Origin of the sequence: Leuconostoc suionicum, from assembly GCF_001891125.1 — a bacterium.
Classification (GTDB): Bacteria; Bacillota; Bacilli; order Lactobacillales; family Lactobacillaceae; genus Leuconostoc; species Leuconostoc suionicum.
This window is the reverse complement of sequence record NZ_CP015247.1, coordinates 1,789,725-1,814,615: the sequence shown is the minus strand read 5'-3', so window position 1 is coordinate 1,814,615 and position 24,891 is coordinate 1,789,725. Positions and strand designations below refer to the sequence as shown.

Annotated in this window: 20 protein-coding genes, 3 tRNA genes and 1 riboswitch; of the genes, 16 read left to right on the top strand and 7 right to left on the bottom strand. The window is 37.6% G+C overall.

The annotated features are described in order from the left end of the window. The first annotated feature begins 5 nt into the window (after positions 1–5). From phnE to A6B45_RS09075, 5 genes are all read left to right on the top strand, one after another. A complete protein-coding gene (gene phnE, locus A6B45_RS09095) occupies positions 6–815 on the top strand; it encodes a phosphonate ABC transporter, permease protein PhnE (protein ID WP_072614272.1) in 810 nt (269 codons plus the stop codon). A 36-nt stretch (positions 816–851) separates the two neighbouring features. After that, positions 852–2,357 carry a bifunctional metallophosphatase/5'-nucleotidase gene (locus A6B45_RS09090; RefSeq protein WP_072614271.1) on the top strand — a complete coding sequence of 502 codons (1,506 nt, stop codon included), beginning with the start codon at positions 852–854 and terminating at the stop codon, positions 2,355–2,357. Positions 2,358–2,560: 203 nt separating this feature from the next. Continuing rightward, positions 2,561–3,202 (top strand): LysM peptidoglycan-binding domain-containing protein, encoded by a 642-nt coding sequence (locus A6B45_RS09085; RefSeq protein ID WP_072614270.1) that lies wholly within the window; start codon positions 2,561–2,563, stop codon positions 3,200–3,202. Positions 3,203–3,262: 60 nt separating this feature from the next. Further along, positions 3,263–4,507 carry an NADH-dependent flavin oxidoreductase gene (locus A6B45_RS09080; RefSeq protein ID WP_072614269.1) on the top strand — a complete coding sequence of 415 codons (1,245 nt, stop codon included), beginning with the start codon at positions 3,263–3,265 and terminating at the stop codon, positions 4,505–4,507. 55 nt (positions 4,508–4,562) lie between these two features. Then, a tRNA-Glu gene (locus tag A6B45_RS09075) sits at positions 4,563–4,634 on the top strand. 71 nt (positions 4,635–4,705) lie between these two features. Here A6B45_RS09075 and proC read toward each other — a convergent pair. The 3 genes from proC to A6B45_RS10495 all read right to left on the bottom strand — a co-directional run bounded on the left by proC (position 4,706) and on the right by A6B45_RS10495 (position 7,154). Continuing rightward, positions 4,706–5,473, bottom strand: a complete 768-nt coding sequence (gene proC, locus A6B45_RS09070) for a pyrroline-5-carboxylate reductase (protein WP_072614268.1) — start codon at positions 5,471–5,473, stop codon at positions 4,706–4,708. A 56-nt stretch (positions 5,474–5,529) separates the two neighbouring features. After that, the gene (locus A6B45_RS09065; protein ID WP_072614267.1) at positions 5,530–6,927 is read right to left on the bottom strand and encodes an MDR family MFS transporter; all 1,398 of its coding nucleotides are present in this window, start codon (positions 6,925–6,927) and stop codon (positions 5,530–5,532) included. An 83-nt stretch (positions 6,928–7,010) separates the two neighbouring features. Then, entirely contained in the window at positions 7,011–7,154 is a 144-nt protein-coding gene (locus A6B45_RS10495; protein WP_002815612.1) for a hypothetical protein, read from the bottom strand. A gap of 88 nt (positions 7,155–7,242) precedes the next feature. On the opposite strand from A6B45_RS10495, the gene mutY reads away from it, so the two are divergent. The 4 genes from mutY (at position 7,243) to A6B45_RS09045 (ending at position 9,683) form a co-directional block, all read left to right on the top strand. Beyond that, positions 7,243–8,271 carry an A/G-specific adenine glycosylase gene (mutY, locus tag A6B45_RS09060; RefSeq protein WP_072614512.1) on the top strand — a complete coding sequence of 343 codons (1,029 nt, stop codon included), beginning with the start codon at positions 7,243–7,245 and terminating at the stop codon, positions 8,269–8,271. Next, a complete protein-coding gene (locus A6B45_RS09055) occupies positions 8,255–9,364 on the top strand; it encodes an AI-2E family transporter (RefSeq protein ID WP_072614266.1) in 1,110 nt (369 codons plus the stop codon). Before mutY ends, A6B45_RS09055 begins: the two co-directional genes overlap by 17 nt. An 89-nt stretch (positions 9,365–9,453) precedes the next feature. Then, a tRNA-Leu gene (locus A6B45_RS09050) sits at positions 9,454–9,535 on the top strand. A gap of 75 nt (positions 9,536–9,610) precedes the next feature. Then, positions 9,611–9,683: transfer RNA gene (locus tag A6B45_RS09045), tRNA-Thr, on the top strand. Between the two features lie 30 nt (positions 9,684–9,713). On the opposite strand, the gene hflX is transcribed toward A6B45_RS09045, so the two are convergent. Beyond that, positions 9,714–11,015, bottom strand: a complete 1,302-nt coding sequence (gene hflX, locus A6B45_RS09040; protein ID WP_072614265.1) for a GTPase HflX — start codon at positions 11,013–11,015, stop codon at positions 9,714–9,716. 293 nt (positions 11,016–11,308) lie between these two features. On the opposite strand from hflX, the gene trpS reads away from it, so the two are divergent. From trpS to A6B45_RS09015, 5 genes are all read left to right on the top strand, one after another. After that, on the top strand, positions 11,309–12,328 hold the full coding sequence (gene trpS / locus A6B45_RS09035; protein WP_072614264.1) for a tryptophan--tRNA ligase: 1,020 nt from the start codon (positions 11,309–11,311) through the stop codon (positions 12,326–12,328). A gap of 89 nt (positions 12,329–12,417) precedes the next feature. Next, positions 12,418–13,749 carry an APC family permease gene (locus A6B45_RS09030; protein ID WP_072614263.1) on the top strand — a complete coding sequence of 444 codons (1,332 nt, stop codon included), beginning with the start codon at positions 12,418–12,420 and terminating at the stop codon, positions 13,747–13,749. Positions 13,750–14,087: 338 nt separating this feature from the next. Continuing rightward, the gene (locus tag A6B45_RS09025) at positions 14,088–15,464 is read left to right on the top strand and encodes a hypothetical protein (RefSeq protein WP_072614262.1); all 1,377 of its coding nucleotides are present in this window, start codon (positions 14,088–14,090) and stop codon (positions 15,462–15,464) included. Positions 15,465–15,779: 315 nt separating this feature from the next. Beyond that, positions 15,780–17,396, top strand: coding sequence for a peptide ABC transporter substrate-binding protein (locus A6B45_RS09020; RefSeq protein WP_072614261.1), 1,617 nt, complete (start codon positions 15,780–15,782; stop codon positions 17,394–17,396). 26 nt (positions 17,397–17,422) lie between these two features. After that, the gene (locus tag A6B45_RS09015) at positions 17,423–18,631 is read left to right on the top strand and encodes a metal-dependent hydrolase family protein (protein WP_072614260.1); all 1,209 of its coding nucleotides are present in this window, start codon (positions 17,423–17,425) and stop codon (positions 18,629–18,631) included. A gap of 55 nt (positions 18,632–18,686) precedes the next feature. Here A6B45_RS09015 and A6B45_RS09010 read toward each other — a convergent pair whose 3' ends face one another. Continuing rightward, positions 18,687–19,868 (bottom strand): LCP family protein, encoded by a 1,182-nt coding sequence (locus A6B45_RS09010; RefSeq protein WP_072614259.1) that lies wholly within the window; start codon positions 19,866–19,868, stop codon positions 18,687–18,689. Between the two features lie 717 nt (positions 19,869–20,585). On the opposite strand from A6B45_RS09010, the gene A6B45_RS09005 reads away from it, so the two are divergent. Further along, positions 20,586–21,014, top strand: coding sequence for a hypothetical protein (locus tag A6B45_RS09005; protein WP_227005833.1), 429 nt, complete (start codon positions 20,586–20,588; stop codon positions 21,012–21,014). A gap of 17 nt (positions 21,015–21,031) precedes the next feature. Continuing rightward, positions 21,032–21,199: riboswitch (Lysine riboswitch) on the top strand. 70 nt (positions 21,200–21,269) lie between these two features. Beyond that, a complete protein-coding gene (locus A6B45_RS09000) occupies positions 21,270–22,709 on the top strand; it encodes an amino acid permease (protein ID WP_072614257.1) in 1,440 nt (479 codons plus the stop codon). Between the two features lie 54 nt (positions 22,710–22,763). On the opposite strand, the gene A6B45_RS08995 is transcribed toward A6B45_RS09000, so the two are convergent. Next, positions 22,764–23,207 (bottom strand): universal stress protein, encoded by a 444-nt coding sequence (locus tag A6B45_RS08995; protein ID WP_072614256.1) that lies wholly within the window; start codon positions 23,205–23,207, stop codon positions 22,764–22,766. A 393-nt stretch (positions 23,208–23,600) separates the two neighbouring features. Next, entirely contained in the window at positions 23,601–24,887 is a 1,287-nt protein-coding gene (locus tag A6B45_RS08985; protein WP_072614254.1) for a replication-associated recombination protein A, read from the bottom strand. Positions 24,888–24,891: the final 4 nt, after the last annotated feature.

Sequence of the window (24,891 nt, the reverse complement as noted above, 5' to 3'; positions counted from 1 at the left end):
ACAACATGAATAAAAAATTAGAAGCTGTTCTGCTGACACAACCTAAACGTGCTAAATATTATATCACTGCTGCTATCATTGTATTGATCGCCTTGGTTTGGTCATCATCTGCTTTAAATCAAATGACTTTAACTGACAAAGGTTGGCGAATCGGTTGGAATATCCTAGAAGGAATTGTGACACCAGACAAAAACCTATTATTTGGTGGTGGTGATAGTGGAGTTGCCTATTTGATTTTGCAAACAATCGCAATTGCCTTTCTTGGTACACTAGTTGGTGCAATTATTGCGGTGCCGCTGTCATTTATTTCAGCCACCAACATAGTGCCGAAGCTAGTTGTTGTAGTAACACGGTTTGTGATTATGGCGATTCGTACAGTACCATCATTAGTATATGGTTTGATGTTTATTCGCGTGACTGGACCGGGACCGTTTGCCGGTGTGATGACACTGGCAGTTGTCTCTATTGGTATGATTTCAAAACTGTTTATTGAGACAATTGAAGACTTAGATTCGGGCATCTTGGAATCTTTAGATGCAGCAGGTAGTACATTTTTCCAAAAAATCCGTTATGGTGTTTTACCACAACTCAGTTCCGATTTTATCTCAATTCTTGCGTATCGATTTGATATGAATCTGCGTGAAGCCACTATTTTGGGATTAGTTGGCGCTGGTGGCATTGGTGCGCCGATGATTTTTGCGATGAGTGGGTATGAGTGGCACAAAGTTGGCGCCATTCTAATTGGTCTGTTTGTATTAATTTTTGTCATTGAGTACTTATCAGATAAATTACGTCAGCACTTACTTCATGGTTAAAAGATGGGCGGCCTCTTTTTTGAAAGAAGGAATTTAATGAAACATTTCAAGTTATATTACACTTCGGATGTACATGGTTACTTATGGCCAACTGACTACATTCAAAGCGGATTACAACCACAAGGGCTCATAAATGTAGCTGCTAACTATCAAAAGGATAGCAACACCCTAGTGATTGATGGCGGTGACATGTATCAAGGATCACCACTATTACAATACCTCAAGAAGTATGAAGACATTGATGCAGTGTCAGATATGATGAACATGGCTGGATATGACTATGTTACGCTTGGTAATCATGATTTCAATGCAGGTTATGACGAACTGAAGAAGGATTTGGCAAATTTAAATGCGACGGTTTTAGCAGAAAATGTTACAGATGAAAACGGTCAAACATTATATCCAGCAGAAATTAAGACATTAGCTGATGGCACAAAAGTTGGTTTAATTGGTTTGGTGACTGATTATATTAATATTTGGGAGAAACCTGAACATCTCGCAGGAATTAAAATTGAATCACCTTTGATCAAAGCGAGTCAAACTATTGCACGCCTGCGTCAATCAGCCGATGTTGTGATCGGCATTTATCACGGGGGATATGAGCGTGACTTGGATTCAGGCAAGATAACCAGTATGACATCTGAGAATATTGCTTGCCAACTCACCGCAGAACTAGATTTGGATATCTTATTGACTGCACATCAGCATGGTCAAGTACCAGCCCAGTTAATCAATGACACATTAACGCTACAATTGCCAAATCAAGCTAAATTTTATGCGCAAATTGATGGCGAGTTAAGAGACGGAAAATGGTTATTCACCGCATCGACAAATTCTGCCGGTACGATTAGCCAGCCTGACATGTTTAAAGCCTTACAACCACTTAACGATAAAGTTGAAGCATGGTTGGATCAGCCGATTGCAAATTTGACATCATCTGTTGCAGTTGAAGAACCGTTAATTTTGGCACAATATGGTAATGATATTTTGCGCTGGGTAGCGGCGGTACAAATGGCTGCCACTGGTGCGCAAATTACATTGCAAGGCTTAAATAATAATCCGTCAAGTTTACCAAAGCAGTTGACACTCAGATCGATTCTGCAAAATTACCCATTTGATAATACGTTAGTCACAAAACGTATTTCTGGTGCTGATTTACGCGTTGGATTGGAGCATACAGCAAATTATTTTGTTATGGAAGGTCAGAAATTAGCTGTTAATCCTGATTGGTTGAAACCAAAAGTGGAACATTATAATTATGACTTAGCGTTTGGTATTGATTATGAAATTGATGTCCGTAGGCAAGTCGGACACCGTATTACAAAATTACAGTATCAGGGGAAAGATATTCAAGATACTGATTACTTTAGCATTGCGATGAATAATTATCGTGCTGTCGGTGGCGGTGATTACCAAACTTATGCGAATTCAGAGATAATTTATACTGGTGATAAGGCTATTCAAGATATGTTAGTTGCTTATTTTGAAGATCACGATCAATTACCAAATACCCCACAATTACTGTTAAAAGTGCTATATTAATTATTTATTGTAAATCTTAAGATTGTTATAAGACAACGTGATGGGAAAATGTATAGTAAATAATAGTATGTAATGTTCTTGTTATGAAACAGATGTTTGCTTATTATATTCAGCGACTAAACTAATACTCGTAAGTTAATTACATGGATACGCCAATTCTGGTTTATCCATTCAGAACAGATAATTTAGGAGTACAATCACATATGTTTAATATTAAGAAGACTTTGACAATCGCTGCCGGTGTTGCCGGTGCCTTAGCGTTTGGAGGAGCCCATGCAAGTGCCGATACAACAACATCAACTTCAGATTACGTTGTACAATCAGGTGATACATTAAATAAAATTTCAGCAAAGTACAATGTTTCAGTTTCTACAATTGCTGCTCAAAATAATATTTCTAATGTTAACTGGATTGTAGTTGGTCAACATTTGAGTTTTGCTACAACTGGCACATCTACAACACAAGCATCATCAGCTACAACTGACACAACATCAACACAAGCATCAACATCAACAACGGCAGCTGCAACTGACACAACATCAACACAAGCATCAACATCAACAACAGCAGCTACTACTTCAACAACATCATCAACTTCAACAACATCATCAACAAATTCTGATGCGTTGAATACATTGATTGCTCGCGAATCTGGTGGCAATGTTAATGCTACTAATGGTCAATACTATGGTTTGGGTCAATTGTCAGCACAAGCACGTGCCATTTATGGCGGTAATTCAGCTGACTACAATGATCAATTGAATGCGATGAAGGCTTATATTGCAGCGCGTTATGGTACTGCTGAAAACGCCTTGGCACATTCAAATGCTACTGGTTGGTATTAAAATTTAGTTTTATAAAAAATAAAATCGCCATTTGGCGATTTTTTTCGTTATAATAAATTTATGCAAATAAATTACGATTTTTTAGATCCATATACATTTAAAAATAAACCAATAACAGTTCGAAATCATGTAGTTATGGCGCCAACTACGCTAAAAAGCTCTCTGGAGGATGGCAGTGTGTCAGATAATGAACTGAAATATTACCAAATGCGTTCAAATGGTCCAGGAATGATTATTGTTGAAGCAGCATACGTTAATGAACTCGGGAAAGGCTGGGAAGGTGGTCTTTCAGCTGCTGATGACGATAAGATTGTGGGACTGTCAAGGTTAGCTAGTGCAATTCATTCTGGTGGTGCTAAGGCTATTTTGCAGTTATTTGCAGCTGGTCGTCAATCAAGCCAAACAATTTTGCGAGGTGAGCAAATTGTTTCAGCTTCTGCTCAGCCTTACCCTCACGGTAGCCATGAAACGCCTCGTGAGCTTAAACATGAAGAAATTTCACAAACAATCGAGGATTTTGCGGCGGCAACAAAACGAGCCATCTTAGCTGGATTCGATGGCGTTGAGTTGCATGGTGCCAATTTGTATTTGTTACAGCAGTTTTTTTCACCAGAAAGTAATCGACGCCAAGATATTTGGGGTGGAACTTTAGAAAAAAGAATGCGTTTTGGGTTAGCCGTTACCGCTAAAGTCGCTGATACGATTGATAAGTATGCAAAGCGTCCATTTTTACTGGGCTATAGGCAGTCTCCAGAGGAATCAACTACCCCAGGAATTACTTTGGCAGACTCATTGGCTTTTGTAGAAAGGTTGGTTTCCCTGCCGATAGATTATTTACATCTATCACTAAAGGATGCCTTCCAAAAACCTTTTCGTGATGCAAAAGCTATCAAACAAGTAACGACTCATTATACGGAAGTTTTACCAGATAATGTGCCATTAATGGTGGCAGGACTCATTAAGCAACCTATGCAAGTCGAGTCATTACTCGATGAAGGGGTGACCTTTGCAGCCATGGGTAGAGCGCTGATTGCTGACCCAAATTGGGTTCAGAAAGTAAAATTAAATGATGAAAAGTCTATTAGGTACGCCGTTTCTCCAGCTGATTTTGATTTATTAGGAGTGCCCCAACCATTAAAAAAGTGGTTATTAACTCGTTTTAAAAATGGGTTCCCAGTGACAACTGACATAGAATTCGATCCAAAGACACCTTGGAAATACTATAAAAGTGCGCCAACTCAGCCCAGACAACAGATTGATCCAACAAAATTGATGACTTTGAAGAAAAGGGTTGACGGTAATTAGTATTCTTGATATACTAATATAGTTGTTTGATTGAAACAAATGACATATTGATCATGGCTCGTTGGTCAAGTGGTTAAGACGCCGCCCTTTCACGGCAGAATCGAGAGTTCGATTCTCTCACGAGCTATCAAAAGTCACAACTTCGGTTGTGGCTTTTTTTGTGCAAAAAAATGCAAATAAAAAGCGTTCTAAGAACGCTTAAGTATGTTTATGATTGACAGTAGCATTGATGGCTGAGTTTACAATAGCATCAAAATCATTTTGTTCAAAATCATCCAATCCAGCACGAGTGGATCCACCGGGTGAAGCAACGTTGTTCATTAATGTTACTGCATCGCTATTTGATTTTTGTAGGGTTTCAGTTGTACCGGCCACAGTCGAAGCAGCAATGGTGGCTGCACTCTCGCCATCTAATCCGTTGTTGATGCCAGCCTGAGTTAATGCATCGATAAATTTAAGGACAAATGCAGGGCCTGAACCCGCGATTGCTGAAAAAATAGCGAAATATTGTTCATCAAGGACACTAGTAGTACCTAACAGGTGCCAGTAATTTTGCACCATTTCAATTTGGCTCTCACTTAAACGCTTTGAAAATGCTAAAGCGGTGCTACCTTTACCGATTGCTGAGTTAATATTGGGTAACGAACGAACATTGAAAGCTGTTGGGAACACCTCATCAAGATCTGAAATTGTTACTTGCGCAAGTACTGAAATAACAATTTTACCGTCTAGATTTAAAGAAGTACCCAGCGTACGTAGTTGGTTAGGCAAGAAAGCGATAACGACAATATCACACTTTTTTGTGATTGTTTCTGAGTCGGCTGCTTGGATATGTAAATTTGCTGCTAATTTAGCCGCACTGTGGGGAGAGGAAACATAAATATTTTTGCTATCAATACCTGCGTGAATTAAGCCTTTAATCATCGCAGTAGCCATATTACCAGCACCAATGAAACCGTAATTCATAGTTGAGACTCCTTTGTGTTTTATAGTTACATTATAGCAAACAATAGCTGTTTATTTTATGTGGCGCGAGTTTTAAGTTTTAGTAGGCTAGTTAAACTTGCTGCAACCAACATTAAGAATGCGGCAGTTAAAAAGGTTACTTTTACCCCATGCAAATCAACTATTTCAGCACTGAGGTGAGTGTGTTTATGACCATAGTTAAGTGCACTTTTCGTCATAATTGTTACCAAAGTGGCTGTACCAAATGATGCTGCAAGTTGTCTAATTGTAGTAAACATGGCAGACCCATCAGGAATAAGTTTTAAAGGTAATGCATTGAAGGCCTCTGTTTGAATTGGCATCAGGACCAAGACTAGTCCAAGTTGACGGACAAATTGTCCGAGAACAGCGAGCCAAAGTGAAGTTGTTAATGTCAGAGAAGCTAAAATAAAAGTACCAAACGCTGTAATCATAATACCAACTAATGTTAAATATTTAGCACCGTAGCGATCATATAAACGACCACTCCACGGTGATAAAAATGCGGTTACTAAGGCACCAGGAAATAACACTAGACCTGATTGAAAAGCTGTTGTACCACGCACATTTTGCATATAGAGGGGTAACATCAGTGCACCGCCATACATAGCAATCATCAAAACAATATTGATTAAAACAGCAACGTTAAATTGTCGATATTTAAATACGGACATATTTAACAATGGTGTTCTGGTTGTATATTGGTGCCAAATGAATAAACTTGTAACAATAATACCTATTAATACAAATCCCCATACAGTAAACTCGTTCCAAGGGGTTGCACCTGCGTTAGAAAATCCGTAAAGTAATGATCCGAGACCAATACTTGACAAAACAACGCCGATAAAATCGAATTTTAACCTCTTTTGTTGCCCAATATTTTTTAGTAAGAAATAAGCCAAGATGAAGTTCGCAATAATTAATGGTGCGACAAGATAAAATAGGAAGCGCCAACTTAAATTAGTAACGACTAATCCCGACAAGCTGGGACCCAAAGCAGGGGCAAAATTAAGCGCCAAACCGATTGTCCCCATTGCAGATCCACGTTCATTGGGTGAAAACAAATTCATGACAACGACATTCATTAAAGGACCGAATACACCGGCACCCATCGCTTGAATCATACGCCCGATAATGAGGATATCAAATGTTGGCGCAAATCCAGCAGTTACTGTTCCTATGGCAAACAGCCCAGCGGCGGTTAAGTATAGTGTACGTGTTGTTAGGCGTTGAATCAGAAAAGCTGTTAACGGAACCATCACACCATTGACTAACATGTAGCCATTTGTCATCCATTGACCCAAGTCTGTGGAAATATGAAATTCACGCATGATATCTGGCAAGGCAACATTCATTAATGTTTGATTTAAAAAGCCTAAAAAGGTACCGATAACTAATATAATTAAGATTGTTTTTTGCTTTTGTGTTATATTCAACAGTATCCACCTTTCTTTTTTTTTCGTCATAAAAATGCAAACAAAAAACCAGTATAAATACTGGTTTTAAGTAGTCGATAAAATTACTTTGTAGAAGGTAATTCTTCTGACTTACCTTTTGCCCATTGTTGCAATTTTGCGATAGCAGCTTGACGTTGTTTCTTGGCAGCGCTATGACTAACTTTGCGGGCACGTGCAAATGAGTTAAGTGGCTTCTTTAATACCATGATTGTGCTCCTTTTTTATTCAATGATTTCATACAAATAATAATTATACGGCAAAATCTATATGAATACAAGTGTTACAATAGATATTATGGAAACTTGGAATGAACAAACAATTAAAGAATTTCGTAAAACATTGCTCAATTGGTATGATAAAGAAGGGCGAGTGCACTTGCCATGGCGTGTTAATCATGATCCCTATCGTGTTTTAGTTTCAGAGATTATGCTGCAACAGACACGTGTAGATACAGTTATTCCGTATTTTGATCGCTTTATGACATCGTTACCAACGGTTGGTGATTTAGCGATCGCACCAGAAGATGTTGTGCTCAAATTATGGGAGGGTTTAGGCTACTACTCGAGAGCACGAAACTTACAAAAGGCGGCACAATTTGTTGTCAATGAATTGCATGGGCAATGGCCAGAGAGTAGTGATGATCTGCAAAGTTTGCCAGGAGTGGGGCCATATACAGCGGCAGCTATTGCGTCAATAAGTTTCAATGAGGTAGTTCCGGCTGTTGATGGCAATCAATATCGTGTTTTTAGTCGATTACTTAAAATTGACGCTGACATTGCTGATGCAAAATCACGTAAGATATTTTATGATATTATTGCGCCAATTGTTGATCCGGAAAGACCGGGGGACTTTAATCAAGCAATTATGGACCTGGGATCAAGTTATATGACAACCAAAAATCCCGATAGCTTATATTCACCGGTACGTGAATTTAATGCGGCTTTTCGAGATGGTGTGGAGGATCAATACCCTGTTAAAACCAAGAAACAACGACCAGTAAAACAGTTGTTTATGGCTTCAGTTTTTGAAAAAGATGGTAAATTATTATTTGAAAAACGACCGGATAATGGTTTGTTGGCTGGATTTTGGACATTTCCACTAACACAAATTGAAAGTATGGAATCAATTACGGGTCAACAGTTAAATATTAAGCCCGTGACACATATTTTTACACATCGTCGATGGGAAATTTGGTTAGTGAAGCAAGAAACAGCTATGCTGAATGATAATCAACAATATTTTAGTTCTGATGAGTGGTCAGCATTAAGTTTACCGAAGGTACAACATAAACTATTGGAGAAATTATATGATACCGAATCCTAAATACAAAAATATATTTTTTTGGACCATTGAATTATTAGCGCTATCGCTCTTAATTTTGATTGTTTCCCGATTTGATTTTCTAATGAAACCAATTTCAGTATTTATTTCCACGGTTTTTGTACCATTAATTGTAGCCGGATTCTTGTACTATGTTTTGAAACCTGTTTTGACACTTTTAAAGAAAATTACAGTTAAAGGGCATAAAATGCCGCATCAACTGGCTGTGATAATTACTTTTGTGTTGTTCCTAGCCGTGATAGCTGGCTCCTTAATTTTGTTGATACCAACACTAGTGGCGGAAATTACTAATTTAATTACTGCACTGCCTGAATTTGCACAAAATGTACAGCGCTTTGTAACAGATTTACTGCAAAGTAAGTGGTTATCAAATTTAAATTTGTCAATTGATGTAGATGAAGTAAAGGGTGCTGTTGGCAAGTACTCGGCTTCTTTTTTAACTATTACGGCAGGTACATTAGGCAGTGCTGTCTCGATGATTACATCTGTCACGATTAATGTCGTGACTATTCCAGTTGTCTTATTTTATATGCTAAGTGATGGTGATCGCTTGTTGCCGGCAATCCAGAAGCTTTTTCCAGTTCGTTTTGCCGACAATGTCAAAGAATTGACACTTAAAATGGATAAAACCATTGAAAAATATATATCGGGTCAAGCTATTGAAATGCTGTTTGTCGGGGTGACCATGGCTGTGGGTTATTTAATTATTGGTGAACCATACGCATGGTTACTGGGTGTGATTGCTGGTATTACTAACATAGTGCCATATATTGGCCCTTGGATTGGGGTTATACCAGCGTTGATTGTTGCAAGTACACAATCATGGAAACAAATGTTGTTAGTAATGATTGTGATGATGGTTGTGCAGCAATTGGATGGAAACTTTATTTATCCAAATGTTATTGGAAAATCATTACAAATTCACCCATTAACAATTATGATTCTTTTGATGGTAGCTGGTAATCTTTGGGGGATTTTTGGCATGATATTGATTGTGCCAATGTATGCGGTTGCTCGAACTGTTGTTAAATTCGCCATTGAAATGCGTCAATTGACTAAGGAATCGTTAGAATAGCAGTTTTTTAATATTTTTTGATTTAAGTTGTATTACCCTCTTGACTGATTTAGATTTTTCCAGTAGAATTAAAGGGTTGTGTGATACATGCGGGTGTGGCGGAACTGGCAGACGCGCTGGATTTAGGTTCCAGTGGAGTAATCCGTGCAGGTTCGATTCCTGTCACCCGTATAATATGGTCGCCGCCATATTTATATATTGAGGTATCTGGTATTATTCTCTTGTAGTACCTGAGTACTTTGATTTGCCGACCTAGCTCAGTTGATAGAGCACCTCACTAGTAATGAGGGGGTCGCCGGTTTGAGCCCGGCGGTCGGCATAATTATTTTCAAGCAAAAAGCATGAATTCCTAGGAATTCATGCTTTTTGCTTCCGTAATATATTGTTGAAATAAGTTTCGCTCGACTTCAGATAACTCAACCGTTAGCCAACTACCAGTTTCGTCATATTGTTCTTCTATAAATTTATGTTTTGCAGCTAATTGGGCAACTATATTCCCTTTATCAAATGGTATATGCAAAGTTACGACTTCGCTATCGTTAAAAATATGTTTAACAATGAGATCAATCAATGCATCTTGAGAATTGGTATCTAATGCTGACAAAGTAATTACGTTATCGCCAGAGATGTCTGGATAGTGTAGCTCAGTGCGATCAGCTTTATTATATACCGTAATAACGGGTTTACCAGTAACACCAATCTCAGTTAATGTTTTTTCAGTTGTTTCCATCATAGATTTATAATGTTCGTCTGAAACATCCACCACGTGCAGTATTAGATCTGCATTTGCCGCTTCTTGTAACGTTGATTGGAAAGCAGCAACTAAGTTATGAGGTAGCTTTGACACGAAACCAACCGTATCACTTAATAAAAACTGTCTTTTATCAGGAAGAGTTAGTTGTCTAACTGTGGTATTTAGCGTAGCAAACAGCATATCTTTTTCAAACACTTGCTTACTATCATCATTGTCTGCACCAACACCAAAACGCATCAACAAACGATTCATCAAGGTAGACTTTCCAGCGTTTGTATAGCCAACCAGTGCTACGTTGGGTAAGTTGTTAGCATGTCGTTGCATTGAACGCGTATTTTCACTTTTGTCTAAATCAGCCAGTTCTTGACGAACATGAACCATTTGGGACGTAATACGTTGGCGGGATTGTTCTAGTTTTGTTTCACCAGAACCACGTGAGGTGAAACCAGCGCCACCTGTACCTGTTTGTTGATCTAATGAAATCGACATGCTTGTACGTAAGCGTGGTAGTTGGTATTGCAAACGCGCTAACTGGACTTGGAGTTTTGCAACTTTAGTCTTAGCTCGTTGTGCGAAAATTTCGAGAATTAAGCCAGTACGATCAACAACAGTAGCATCAGTTGTTTTTTCCAGGTTACGAATTTGAGAAGGTGTCAATTCATCATTGACAACAATCATATCAACGTTATAAGTTTTTACAGCTTCACCTAACTCTTTAACCTTGCCTTTACCAAAGTAAGTACTAGGATTTGGTCGTTCTAACTTTTGAGTAAAAGTTTCAACGGGTTCAAGATTATTTGCTTTTGCTAGATTTGCTAGTTCTTCTAATTCGTAGTCTAGGTTTCCTTGATTAGTTGTTAAGCCAACTAAAAATACTTTACGAGGGTTTTCTTGCATAAAAAATGCCTCCAATCAACTTGCGAGACTGGTGGCAGTTTACGTGTTTAGTACGAAAAAGGCAGACCAATCTCAAGAAAAGCGCATAAAAACAATCTATTGCTTTTATTCACCACATCTTAAAAATTGTTCAACAAGTTCTCGTACCTCTTTCTTCTTAATAGTGATAGTGTATAAGTTTTATAGGAAAATGTCAATAATAGCGTACTTTATTTTGTGATAATTTCTTCAACGCTGCTCCTAGATTTAACGTATAATAGAATGAGTTAACTAATTAATAGAAGGTTTTGAACATGTCAAAAGAAATTTATTTAACTGGTGATCGTCCCACCGGTAAACTACATATTGGTCATTATATTGGATCGTTAAAAAACCGTGTGAGCATGCAAAATTCTGGCGATTACTTGCCATTTGTTATGATTGCTGACACACAGGCATTTACAGATAATGCTCGTAATCCGGAAAAAATACGTCAATCATTAACTGAGGTAGCCTTGGACTATTTGGCGGTTGGCATCGACCCAGCTAAGACAACTATTTTTGTACAATCACAAATCAAAGGGTTATTCGAACTGACAGAATACTTCATGAATTTGGTTAGTGTAGCACGTTTGCAACGAAATCCAACAGTTAAGTCAGAAATTAAACAAAAAGGCTTTGATGAGGGAATTCCTGCAGGATTTTTGACATATCCAGTATCACAAGCAGCCGATATCGCTATTTTTCGAGCAACAAAGGTGCCGGTAGGGGATGATCAAGAACCTATGCTTGAGCAGACACGTGAGTTAGTACGCTCGTTCAATAATGCCTATAAGTCTGATGTCCTAGTTGAACCAGTTGGTGTTTTTCCACCCAAGGGGCAAGGGCGTTTACCAGGTTTAGATGGTAATGCAAAAATGTCCAAGTCATTAAATAACGGTATTTTCTTGAGTGATGATGCGGATACATTGGTGAAAAAGGTTAAGTCAATGTATACGGATCCCTTACATATCAATATTACTGATCCTGGTCATGTTGAAGGTAACGTGGTGTTTACTTACTTAGATATTTTTGATCCGGATAAAAAACGTGTTCAAGAACTAAAAGATCAGTATACGGCTGGTGGCTTAGGTGATATGAAAATAAAAAAGCATTTGATAGATGTCATGGAAGCTGAGATGGCACCAATCCGTCAACGACGCGAAGAATTTGCTAAGGATATTCCAGCAGTTTTGGATATGTTACAAGAGGGATCGAATAAAGCTAATGCAGTAGCTGAAGAAACGATGAAAGATGTTCGTCATGTAATGGGACTGGATTATTTTGGTAATTAAAAGCTCGGACTTTCTTTCCGAACTTTTTTATTTTATGTGATGGGTATTGATGAATAATAAAGATATTATTTATTTATCTTGGAGATATGATGGGAAATAATGAACAGAAATTAAATCGTGGTTTTGGATTAACAGCATCATTAGCTTTAGTTGTTGGAACAATCATTGGTTCTGGTATATTTTTTAAGCAAGGCAGTGTTTTAGAATCAGCAGGTAGCACAAACGCAGCGATGTTAGCTTGGATTGCTGGAGGTCTTTTAACGCTAGCGTCAGGAATCAGTGTAGCTGAAATTGGCTCCCAAATGGACAAAACTGGTGGCATTTATATTTATATCGAGAAAATTTATGGTAAGATTTGGGGGTTCTTGGCTGGGTGGATGCAAGTGATATTTTACGGCCCGGCAATGATGGGATCTATTGCTGCTTATTTTGGAATACTGTTTGTTGATTTGTTTGGTTTATCTAAAAGCTTAGAAATTCCTTCGGCAATTCTTGCGCTATCATTTGTTGGTATTATTAATTCGATTCCTAATCGTTTCAGTGCAGGTTTCCAAATCATAACAACCACAGTGAAAATGTTGCCTATAGTTGCACTAATTATTTTTGGAATTTTTTTTGGACAGCATAATGCACTTGGACAAACCGTTGCTCATATTTCACAAAGCGGTCAAGGAGGATTTGGTGTGGCTGTCTTAGCAACGTTGTTTGCATATGATGGTTGGGTTACATTAGCCAATATTAGTGGAGAAATTAAAAATCCGCAAAAAGTCTTGCCTAGAGCGATAATTTTTGGGATTTTAATTGTCATTGTAGCGTACGTTGGGGTAAGTTTTGGTGTCTACCAAAGCTTACCAGCTAATAACATTGTTAAGTTAGGTCAAAACACAACACTATATATGGCTACTAATGCCTTCGGGGTTATTGGTGGGAGGTTATTAAGTGTAGCGGTATTAATTTCATTACTTGGAACCCTCAATGGTAAAATAGTCTCTTTTCCTCGTGTTCTTTTTGCAATGGCTAATGACGGTTTATTTCCATTTGCTAAGCAGTTTTCAAAAATTAATATGCGATCACGTACACCTAATAAATCGATTTGGTTTATGATTTTGCTAGGGATTTTAATGATAGTTTTTACTAATCCTGATAGGTTAAGTGATATTGCGATTTTTACAACATTTTTGTTTTATATATTAGTATTTGTTGGCGTTTTTAAGTTACGTAGAAGAGATCCTTTGGGTGAGCAACGTAACTTTTCAATGCCATTGTATCCTTGGCTACCAATTCTAGCAATTTTGGGATCAGTGTATGTCGAAATTTCGGAAATTATGCATGATCTTTCTGGTGTGCTCATTTCAATTGCAATTGTTGCTTTAGGATATCCGGTTTATCTAGTTCTTTCTCGCCGTATAAATAACAAATAAAATATTTGCAAACATTCATCCAGTAGTGTAATATTAGGTTCATTAAATAAGTTGAGAGTACATTATGATTAAGAAAACAATGAATATAAAGACATCGTATGTATATCTACTCAGTACCTTTATTTTTAAATAAGGTGACTGAGTCTTTTCAGTTGCTAATAGTGCGACTGGAGGTAGCTGTCTTGAACAGAACGTATTCACATGACCTATCCGGTTTCGGATAGGTTTTTTTGTTCAAATGGCAATTAAAAAAAGGAGAAACACAATTTATTGCGATGATAAAATAATGATATTATTTGTTATCTTAAAAATAACATTGTGAATTGATGGTAAATAACATGGAATTAGACAAAATTGGTCAATTGATACTATCGAAAGATTTGGAAACAGCCTTAATGGACGTCAAAATGGGTATAGAAGTCGAAATGCATAGAGTGTTTAAAAACGGCAAGCTATCTAATCACGGATTTCCAGAAGAACTTGGTGAGCAAGAGAAAAATAGACGAATCAAAAATGATTTTTTTAATATGCAAAGTGAAATTATAACGCCCACTGCTGCAAATGCGGCTGAAGCCATTCGCGATTTAACCGCACTAAATTATTCATTACGGTCGGCATTAAAAGAAGATGAAGTACTTTGGCCCCTTTCATTACCACCAATATTACCTGAGAATTTAAATACATTAGAAATATCACATGTTAGTCCAGAAAAAGAAAAATACTATCATGAATGGTTATCTAAGCATGATATTCGACGAGCACTACCGACAGGTGTACATGTTAATTTAAGCTTTGACAGTGCGCTGATTAATTCACTCTATGCTTATGTTAGAAATGATTATACGGATAAATCAGCGATACGTAATGCTTTATTTGAAAAGGTAACACATGGTTTCATTAAATATAGTTGGTTGTTGACTTACTTGTTTGGTGCTACGCCTATCTCTGAACAAAATTTTTATGTCGGCAGTGTTCCAGATTATCCTGTGCGTTCACTAAGAGGATCACGAGAATATGGCTTGTTTAGTGATTTTCGAGGAAATTATTCGAGTATTCATGACTATGAGAAGGCTATTTTAGTAGCTATTGATTCAGAAGAGATTCAGTCTGAGTCAGAATTCCATGGGCCCATTCGATTAAAGTCATTAAAAGGTCTAAAAGGTATGGCACAAAACGGCGTTGATTATATGGAATTACGTATGTTGGATTTAGATCCAACTTCATCAATAGGTATTCGTAGTTCTACTGTTCGCTTTATTCGATTATTAGTAATGTATTTTGTGATGAATGAAGATGACTGGCAAGAAAGTGATCAATTGAAAGCTGAAAAAATGAATGAAAAAGTTGCTTTAGAACCGGCTCAGTCGATGACTGGGTACCAAAATGAAGCAATCAATATGATGAATAACCTTCAAAATTTTGTCAAATCGATTGGCCTCTCTGTAAATATGCAACGAACACTAAACGAACTAAACCAACGTGTTATTAATCCTTCGATAACTTTATCAGCGCAATTGTGCAATGAAATTGAAGACAATTCTTTAATAAAATATGCGATTTCACGAGCAGAAATGTATCAAAACGGAGCACTACAAGATCAAAGAAGAGTATATAAAAAGTCTCTTGATGGGCAAGATGTGACAGATGATGAATTACAAGAAATATTATTTGATCAGGATTGGCAACATATTGAATATCCTAAAAATATAAGCTGAAAACCACATTTATTAGATTTTGGAAAAAGTATTGAAAATATAAAGAAAATAATGTAATATTAATTTCATCAAATATGTCGGGAGAACAACATGATGATTAAAATAAACATGCAAACACAGGCTGTACAATCACAACTACTTCTCAACGCCCTCATTCTCGAGTAAGGCGGTTGAGCATTTTCAGTCGCTAAAATATATGCGACTGGATTTGCTCTCCGTGAATAATGATACAATCACGAAACCAATCCAATATAGGATTGGTTTTTATTTTATTTGTTAAACAAGTTTTAAGTCAAGGATATGAGGAAGAGATAAATGAACAAAAAAATACGTTGGGCGGCAGGTGCATTCGTCATCTGTGCTATAGCAGGCACTTGGTTTGTGAAACACATTAACGGATCAGAGAACAAGGTTAAAACTTTGCAAACTATGATGAAAGATGATGTCATGACTATGAACCCAATTATGACAACTGATATTTATTCAGGTCAGGCCCAAGATCAAGTTTATGAAGGGCTTTATCGTTATAAAGGTGATAAAGTTGTTGCCGGAATGTCAGATAAAGTTGTGAAGCCAACTCAAAATGGTACGGTTTATACATTTAAGATTCGGAACAATGCTAAATGGTCAAATGGAGATAAAGTTACTGCCCAAGACTTTGTGACAGCAATCCGTGCAATAGCAGATCCAAAAACAAAATCACAAAACTCAGCTGATGCCATATCAATCATGAAAAATTATGAAGATGTTCACTCAGGTAAAATGTCACCGGATAAAATTGGTGTTAAGGCAATTAATAGTCATACGTTGCAAATCACATTAACACAAGCAACACCTTCTTTTGACAAATTAGCAACCTCTATTATTCCAGTTAATACTAAAGACTATGAAAAGTGGGGTACTAAATACGGTACGTCGTCAAAGTATATGGTGACGAATGGAGCCTATCAGATGATTGGTTGGACTGGAACTAACTCTGGCTTTACTTTCACTAAAAATTCTAATTATTGGGCAGCGAAGAAGGTACAAATTCAAAAGGTTAAAGTGCGAGTTATTAAGACACCAATGACGGCAGCGAACGAATTTAAGAATAAACACTTAGACATTGCTCAGCTTTCTGATGACTATATTAAAACCTACAAAAACACAAAGTACTATCACGCAACCCCACAAGCAGTGGTTAGGGGCATATATTTTAATGAAACAAGCGAAAAGACTAACAATATACACCTAAGGCAAGCATTTGGATATGTAATAAACCGTAATGAGATTACTTCTAACATAATGAATGATGGCTCAATGCCACAGTCAAATGCGGTGCCAAAAGGCATTATGACAAATCCGAAAACTGGTGCGGATTTTACCAAAGATGCTGGCACACAGTTTACAGTTGATAAGAAAAAAGCACAAACTGAATGGGCAGCCTATCTAAAGGATACGGGAAAAACTAGTGCAACATTTACAATGACATTTGACGACGATTCTACAAGTAGAAAAGTTGGTGCTTATATTCAATATACTGTGGAGCACGCATTCAAGGGCATCACTATTAATACGAAATACGTGCCACATTCACAAGCTGTTTCAGAAGTATTAAAACAAGATTTTGACATGGTGAATATGGGATTAAGCGTTACTGTACCAGATGCGGCTTACCCATTGGCGATTGGCAAGACCGGTTATGGGTTGAATTTTTCAAAAGTTAGTGATGCGACATACGATGGTTATTTAGCACAGGCGGCGGAAGAAACAAACGATGCTAAAGCACGTTATGCAACGTTACAGAAAGCTAACCAGTATTTTACTAAAATAAAAGCTTATATGGTACCGATTTATCAACCAGTAACAGCAAATGTTGTTACTGATAAAATTGGTGGATTTAAAGGAAATAGCTTTCATTCACCAGCATATCAAGATATGTACTGGAAATAACTTAATGAGTACGGAGAAATTATCAAATGACAAAAACAAAATATTACAATTTCAATGGCTTTAATGCACAAACAGGTGAATTTGATCCAAACAGGTACGTTATTGTTGATGAACAATCGGGACGCTATATTGATGTTGGAAAAGGTGAAGGCCCTGATATCGAAAATGCTATTAATATGGCGGGAAAATACATTATGCCAGGATTAATTAATGCGCACATTCATATTGACTCTGATGTGAACCATGAATTTGGAAAGGAAAAATTTGGTGTTGATAGCGATGAAGAGCATGTTCGAGCAGCTATTGTGGCCGAACATAATATGAAAAAAATGCTTCATCATGGTGTGATGGTTGTACGAAATGTTGGCACAGCACGTATGACTGATATTGAAATTGCACGTATGCAGCGTGAAGGTGGGATTCAAGGACCAATGATGGTTGCTAGTGGTGCAGCCTTTTCAATGACAGGTGGACATGGTAGCAATGGTGGTGGTATTGAAGTTGATGGTGTTGATGAGGTTCGTAAGGCAGTACGTCAGGCAATGAAAGGCGGCGCCCAAGTAATCAAGTTTATGGTGACTGGCGGTGTAAGTGCTGGAGATTTTGAGACCCCAGATCAGGTTCAATTAAATGAAGATGAAGTTCGAGCAGGTGTGATTGAAGCGCATAAAAAAGGAATTAAAGTTGCGGCACATGCTCAAGGTGCCGAAGGAATAAAAATTGCTGTCCGAGCTGGAGTTGATTCTGTAGAACATGCTTTTCATATTGATGACGAATCGATAGAATTGATGAAAAACAAAGGAACATCGGTCATACCAACAATGATAGCTATGAAGAGGATTATTGATCGACCGGATGAAGTGCCATCATGGATGATTGAGCGAGCCATTACACACTGGGAGGCACATCAAAAAAGTATCGAGAAAGCAGCAGCGGCGGGAGTGAATATTGTAATGGGAACAGATTCTGGTACACCGTTCAATGGTTTTGGAAATGAAAGTGCTGTCGAAATGGATATGATGGTTGAATTTGGTCATATGACGCCTCAGCAAGTTCTAAAATCAGCAACTGTTAACGCAGCTAAAATGATGGGAATTAATGATAACTACGGTGCTATTGAGGTTGGTCAATATGCAGACTTTATTGTGATTCGGGAAAACCCGATTAATAATATGAAAGTTTTGCAGCAAGAACAGAAGCAAATTTTTCAACATGGTCATGCTGTAATAAGATAAAACACAAATAAAAAAAGACGTTATTACAACGTCTTTTTTAGTTCAGTTAATTTTTTTAGTTTGAAGAACTATCCTCAGAATCAGTTGATTCGTCATTTTCTGGTCGGAGAGAATCAGCTATTGTTTGTAGAGAACTTGGTATATCACCGCCGTAGGCTGAACCAGTAGAAGCATGCTTCAAGCCAAGGGCTTTACGAGCTAAATTAGTAACACGTTGTTTTTCTTTTTGAGTAACAACTTCATATGAAACATTATTACCTTCGGAATCAGGATAACTCGTACTAACACCTTGAATATGCTCTGTAACAATTTTCTTTGCGGCGTTAATATATTTGCTAGCAATTGTAGTTAAGTCACCAAATGATAAATCAGTTTGAACATTTGAACTCATTGTATTCATAAACTTGGTATTTAATAAACTAGAAACATTAGCCGATTTTTTAATTAACGCTTCTAACACCAATCGTTGACGTTTTTGGCGCCCATAATCACCATCTGGATCATCGTAACGCATGCGCGAGAATGCAAGGGCTGCATCACCAGTCATGACGTGCTTGGTTGCCGACCAAGTGACCCCATTATCATCAGAATGTTCATAGCCTGTACTTCCCTTGTGGAAACGGTATAGGTTTGCACCATACGCATGGGCTGTGTCCTGACTATAAGTGAAGTCAATGGGGGACTTAACAGAAATCCCCCCAACTTGAGTGACCATTTTTTCCAAGCCGGACATATTAACTAAGGCATAAAAATCAATAGGAATGTTTAAGTAAGATTCTACAGTTTTAATAGCAGTTGCCGTTGAACCATAGGCGTAAGCTGCATTTATTTTTTGAGGGAAAGTACTTTCGTACCCCGGAATAGAAACCATCGCATCACGAGGAATAGAAATCATTGTTGTTTTTTTTGTCTTAGGATTAACAAGAAGCAACATCATTGAATCGGTACGTCCCTTGTAGGTACGTCCTAATTCACCGGTATCCGTTCCAAATAACAAAATAGACAAAGGCTTTCCACTTTGCACAACGCTTGAGACGTTTCGGGATTTTGTGACGCCACTGCTCTTGTATGTTTTATCAATTGCTGATTTAGTATTATGGATAGCCATCCAAGCAAATGTGCCTGACACGATAAGTAAGAGACCGACAACAAGCAAGATAATATTTCGTAGTTTGTGACTACTTTTTGAATAGCGAGCAATTCTGGACTTAACTGCAGTTTTTTTGTTTTTTTTCATAACCGTCTCTCGATTGTTTTAGCCAATTAATTATGGCATTTTTTAAGATAATAAAGACAATTATCGAATTTTATCGATACATTGTCATTTTTAGATAGCAAAGGTAGAAAACTTGAAACTAACTATTAATCAAAAAACACTGACCTTCATGTTCATCACATTTTGAGATTATTAGTCTAGCAATAATTCGTTTACCATGTATTAATACTTAAGAGCACAACTAAAAATATCGGCAAAAAACCAACTGGTAGTAATGATATCGGACCAAGTTAAAGTCAAGATTAAATTTTAACCATATCAGTTTTTTTTAATAATTATATCTCATATAATGCTACAATTATTAAGAACTATAAGCAAATGAGTTTGTAGAAATTTAATATTTGGGAGAATGTGAGCAAGCGGTGTTAATTGAGCATATTGTTGTCCTTATAGAATTATGTTTGTGTCAGTATAATTTGAATATGCGTATCCGTATCATCACAATTATAAACAATGTTAATTCCACCGGATAAACTAAGAAAAATTTTAATCATTACTTTTGGCATTATTTTTGTTTTTTTAGGTATTCAAGTTAGATTTCATATGATATTTATGCAAGTTCTGGACGCGACTACAGATTTTGCAGTAAACAATATTTTATCGTTGAAAATACCCTTATACTTAGGGTTAGGTAATCTTTTTTCCCATTATTGGGTCGTCATTCCATTGATAGCGGTCATGGTAGCATTTCTTTATTTAATAAATTATAAGATTGCTGCTTGGTGGTTTGCCATTACACAACTTGTTGCGATGTTGCTGACATGGGTTATTACAATTATTTTACGCATTCATTGGCAGGATGGTCCTAAAATAGGTGAAACGATACCCAACTTATTGTTGGTATGGTGGTTGCAATTGCTCTTGCTGCTGGTCATTATTATGCCACATTTGGTCAAGTCGAGAAAAATTCAAGTGATGATCAATATTGTCATTGGTTTATTTTGGTTATCAATTATGTTAGCCCGTATTCAATCTCACCATATGGCATTGACTAGTGGCTTGGGAGCAATTACCTTTGGCTATTTTTGGTGGCAGTTTAGTGCACAACAATATTACAAACGTGCTCGTCACTGGCAAAGGGTACTCAAAATTGACGGTCGTGTATAAGTGTGTTATTATTTTGATTGTGTCAAAGAGGTTGCAACCGACATGAGTCGCATGATGAAGTCCGCCAGGATGTTGAAATCATGTAAAAGGGAAGGTTGCCGAAAGGATTATCTGGCAAGATAATTCTTGGGCTAGTGATTAATAGTTGCTAGACTGTCGCAAAATTGCGGTGCGCTTTGAAAAGTGATTAATAATGACTTTTTAAACCTCTTCCGTTTGTTGTGAAGAGGTTTTTTATTTTGAGAAGGAGATATTATGTCTGAACATAATAGACACATACAGCGTAGATTGAAAACACGACATGTGTCAATGATTGCATTAGGTGGTTCAATAGGAACGGGATTATTTGTGGCGTCAGGAGCAACTGTTGCTCAAGCTGGACCACTAGGAGCTATTGTTGCTTATTTAGCTATTGGTGTAATGGTTTATTTTTTAATGACCTCACTGGGGGAAATGGCTACATATTCACCAACATCAGGCTCATTTTCTGATTATGCTGGAAAATATGTTGATCCCGCATTGGGATTTGCAATGGGTTGGAACTATTGGTTTAATTGGGCTATCACGCTTGCTGTTGATATTGTTGCTGTTGGTTTAGTAGCTGAGTTCTGGTTTCCACATACGCCTGGATGGATATTTTCCGCAGTTGCGTTATTACTTATCTTTTTGATTAATATCCTTTCGGTTGGTACTTTTGGTGAAGCAGAGTTTTGGTTATCAATGATTAAGGTGATAACTATCATTGCTTTCCTAGTTGTTGGTCTAGCTACTATTTTCGGTGTAATTCATTCTGACATCAATGTCATGAAAAACTTGTCGGTCGGTAATCACGGGTTTGTTGGTGGACCACAAGCAGTACTCTCGGTTTTTGTTGTTGCCGGATTTTCTTTTCAAGGAACTGAGTTAATTGGTATTACTGCTGGAGAAGCTAAGGATCCTGATAAGTCAGTTCCTAAGGCGATAAATCAAGTATTTTGGCGTATCTTATTGTTTTATATTCTGGCAATTTTTGTCATTTCCGCTTTGGTTTACTATAAAGATCCGCGCTTATTGAGTTCTTCCACACAAAACATTGCTGTCTCACCATTTACTATTGTATTTAAAAATGCAGGGATTGCTTTTGCGGCTAGTTTAATGAACGCAGTTATCTTAACATCAATTGTTTCGTCAGCAAATTCAGGTTCATATGCTTCTACACGTATGTTGTACGCTATGGCGCGTAAAGGGGATGCGCCTAAAATTTTTGCCAAGCTTTCAACTAGAGGGGTACCAGTTGCAGCCTTAGTATTAACTACCGCGATTGGGCTATTAGCATTTATTGCTAACACCAAAGGAGGATCAGTTGCTTATACTTGGCTGGTCAATGCCTCTGGGTTAACTGGATTCATTGCTTGGGTCGGCATTGCTATCTCTCATTATCGCTTCCGAAGAGCTTATGTGGCGCAAGGGAAGAGTCTGTCTGATTTGAAATACAAGGCTAAGTGGTTCCCATTCGGCCCACTATTTGCCCTAGTAATTTCTATTGGTGTTATTATTGGTCAGGATCCGGACAGTTTTGCCCATCTAAATGTGGAAAAAATATTTGTGACCTACTTATCAGTTCCTTTGTTTGTAATCTTATATTTTTGGTACAAGGTTTCTCATAAAACGAAGCTAATTGCTCTAAAAGATGTTGATTTAGAACAATATAAATAAAGACATATAAAAAGACACTGCATCATTGTAGTGTCTTTTTATATGAGCAATAATTTAACCGCGAACTACTAGGACATCAACTTTAGCAGATCGCGTTACGAATTCAGTAACAGAACCAATAACTAAACGTTCCACAGCATTTAATCCAGTTGCACCGATAACAATCAAATCAGCATTGACTTCGTTAGGTACATCTTTAGCGATTAACGACTTGGGCGAACCGTATTCGATTAGATAATCGACATTTTTAACGCCAGCTTCAATTGCCTGTGCCTTATATTTTTCTAAGCTTTTACGCGTTTCATCTGAAACTGCTTCAACCATTGTATCGTCAAAACTAGCTACATTTTGAAATGCACGGGTATCGATAACGTTTAAAATTGACAAGATGCCTTCATCACCAGCATCCAAGGCCAGTTCAATCGCGCGCGTTAATGCAGCTTCAGATTCTTTTGATCCATCCAGTGGTACTAAAATCCTATGATAATTTGCTGTCATAATAACATCCCTTCTTGCAATGTGCAATGCGTTCTTCTTCTACACCTCTAGTATAGCGCTTTCATAATAAAATTAATAGTATGTTCTTTAACCTAATTAAACACAGGTTTTAATTTATACAAAAAAACGCCCACAAATGTGGACGCACGGGCTTAGCCCGGAACACTCAATTGATACCGTTAATCGCTACGCAGATTTTCCTCGAAATTATCGAGGTGGATGGTTCATCAAGATTGTCAGATTACCGAATGAAAGGGCATATCTTCTAAGTCTTGAATTCCCAACCGAAAATAAAAGTTGTAAGGAAAAAGCTGATGATGTAGCAATGCGTATATCTGAGGAATTCATATAGTATTATAACGCGAAAACTCGTTAACTGAAAGACTTGACTTTTTAGTTTAGCCCATTTTCTTGTCGCGATTTTAGTGTTTGATAGACATCAAATAATTGTTGTTCAACTTTCGAATTACCTTTAGGATGAAAGTACTGAATGTTTGTCATTTTATCTGGTAAATATTGCTGAGCTACCCAATCATTATCATAGTCGTGTGGATATGTGTAATCTACACCGTGATTCAACTCCGAAGATCCCTTATAATGTGCGTCTTTTAAGTGATTTGGTATATCGTAAGACTTGCCATGACGAACATCACTAATAGCCGAGTCAATCGCTTTATAGGCCGAATTAGATTTAGGTGAGAGAGAGAGCTCAATAATAGCATTGGCAAGTGGAATTCTGGCCTCTGGAAATCCTAGTGTTTGTGCGGCTTGAATAGCGGTGACGGCTCGCTGAGCTGCCGGTGGATTTGCCAACCCGATATCTTCGTATGCAATAACGGTAAGTCGGCGTGCTAAAATCGGTAAATCACCGGATTCGATAATGCGGGCAGCGTAGTGTAACGCCGCATCGGTGTCGGAACCGCGAATTGATTTTTGCAGGGCTGAAATCACATCATAATGCGCATCTCCATCTTTATCTGCTGATAATGCTTTGCGTTGCACAGTCTCTTCAATGATTGGCAAACTGATATGAACGACACCCTTTTTATCTGCTTTTGTTGATAAAACTGCTAATTCTAAACCATTTAAAGCACTACGTAAATCACCATTTGTTGCTCGTGATAATTGCAACATAGCGTTATCATCGAGCACGATATTGTATTGTCCAAGGCCTTTTTCTTTATCAGTAATGGCTCGTTTAACGGCGTTTGTAATATCTGTTTCACTTAGACTATTAACTTCAAATATTTGCGTTCTGGAACGAATAGCCGGTGTGACATTAATATAAGGATTTTCTGTCGTCGCACCAATTAATATAATTGCTCCGGACTCCAAATGCGGTAGTAAAAAGTCTTGTTTGATTTTGTTTAAGCGATGAATTTCGTCTAGTAATAAGACGACAGTCCCTGACATTTTTGCTTCTTCGACAACGATTTGTAAATCTTTTTGGCTATCGGTAGCAGCGTTTAGCATGCGAAACGCATATTTTGATGAACCGGCGATGGCACTAGCTATTGATGTTTTACCAGTACCAGGCGGTCCGTACAAAATCATCGAACTCAGCCGATGAGCAGCGACCATGCGCCAGATGATTTTGCCTTCACCAACTAAATGTTGTTGGCCAACAATCTCTTCAATTTTTGTGGGGCGCATACGGTACGCTAGCGGTTCTTGTGTCATAAAC

Bases quoted from the DNA above. Each gene is read 5' to 3' on its own strand.
- hflX (WP_072614265.1), bottom strand. From the start codon at position 11,015: ATGCAAGAAAACCCTCGTAAAGTATTTTTAGTTGGCTTAACAACTAAT.
- A6B45_RS09085 (WP_072614270.1), top strand. From the start codon at position 2,561: ATGTTTAATATTAAGAAGACTTTGACAATCGCTGCCGGTGTTGCCGGT.
- A6B45_RS09025 (WP_072614262.1), top strand. From the start codon at position 14,088: ATGGAATTAGACAAAATTGGTCAATTGATACTATCGAAAGATTTGGAA.
- A6B45_RS09020 (WP_072614261.1), top strand. From the start codon at position 15,780: ATGAACAAAAAAATACGTTGGGCGGCAGGTGCATTCGTCATCTGTGCT.
- A6B45_RS08985 (WP_072614254.1), bottom strand. From the start codon at position 24,887: ATGACACAAGAACCGCTAGCGTACCGTATGCGCCCCACAAAAATTGAA.
- A6B45_RS09000 (WP_072614257.1), top strand. From the start codon at position 21,270: ATGTCTGAACATAATAGACACATACAGCGTAGATTGAAAACACGACAT.
- A6B45_RS09090 (WP_072614271.1), top strand. From the start codon at position 852: ATGAAACATTTCAAGTTATATTACACTTCGGATGTACATGGTTACTTA.
- A6B45_RS09055 (WP_072614266.1), top strand. From the start codon at position 8,255: ATGATACCGAATCCTAAATACAAAAATATATTTTTTTGGACCATTGAA.
- A6B45_RS09030 (WP_072614263.1), top strand. From the start codon at position 12,418: ATGGGAAATAATGAACAGAAATTAAATCGTGGTTTTGGATTAACAGCA.
- A6B45_RS10495 (WP_002815612.1), bottom strand. From the start codon at position 7,154: ATGGTATTAAAGAAGCCACTTAACTCATTTGCACGTGCCCGCAAAGTT.
- phnE (WP_072614272.1), top strand. From the start codon at position 6: ATGAATAAAAAATTAGAAGCTGTTCTGCTGACACAACCTAAACGTGCT.
- A6B45_RS09015 (WP_072614260.1), top strand. From the start codon at position 17,423: ATGACAAAAACAAAATATTACAATTTCAATGGCTTTAATGCACAAACA.
- A6B45_RS09010 (WP_072614259.1), bottom strand. From the start codon at position 19,868: ATGAAAAAAAACAAAAAAACTGCAGTTAAGTCCAGAATTGCTCGCTAT.
- trpS (WP_072614264.1), top strand. From the start codon at position 11,309: ATGTCAAAAGAAATTTATTTAACTGGTGATCGTCCCACCGGTAAACTA.
- proC (WP_072614268.1), bottom strand. From the start codon at position 5,473: ATGAATTACGGTTTCATTGGTGCTGGTAATATGGCTACTGCGATGATT.
- mutY (WP_072614512.1), top strand. From the start codon at position 7,243: ATGGAAACTTGGAATGAACAAACAATTAAAGAATTTCGTAAAACATTG.
- A6B45_RS08995 (WP_072614256.1), bottom strand. From the start codon at position 23,207: ATGACAGCAAATTATCATAGGATTTTAGTACCACTGGATGGATCAAAA.
- A6B45_RS09005 (WP_227005833.1), top strand. From the start codon at position 20,586: ATGGTAGCATTTCTTTATTTAATAAATTATAAGATTGCTGCTTGGTGG.
- A6B45_RS09080 (WP_072614269.1), top strand. From the start codon at position 3,263: ATGCAAATAAATTACGATTTTTTAGATCCATATACATTTAAAAATAAA.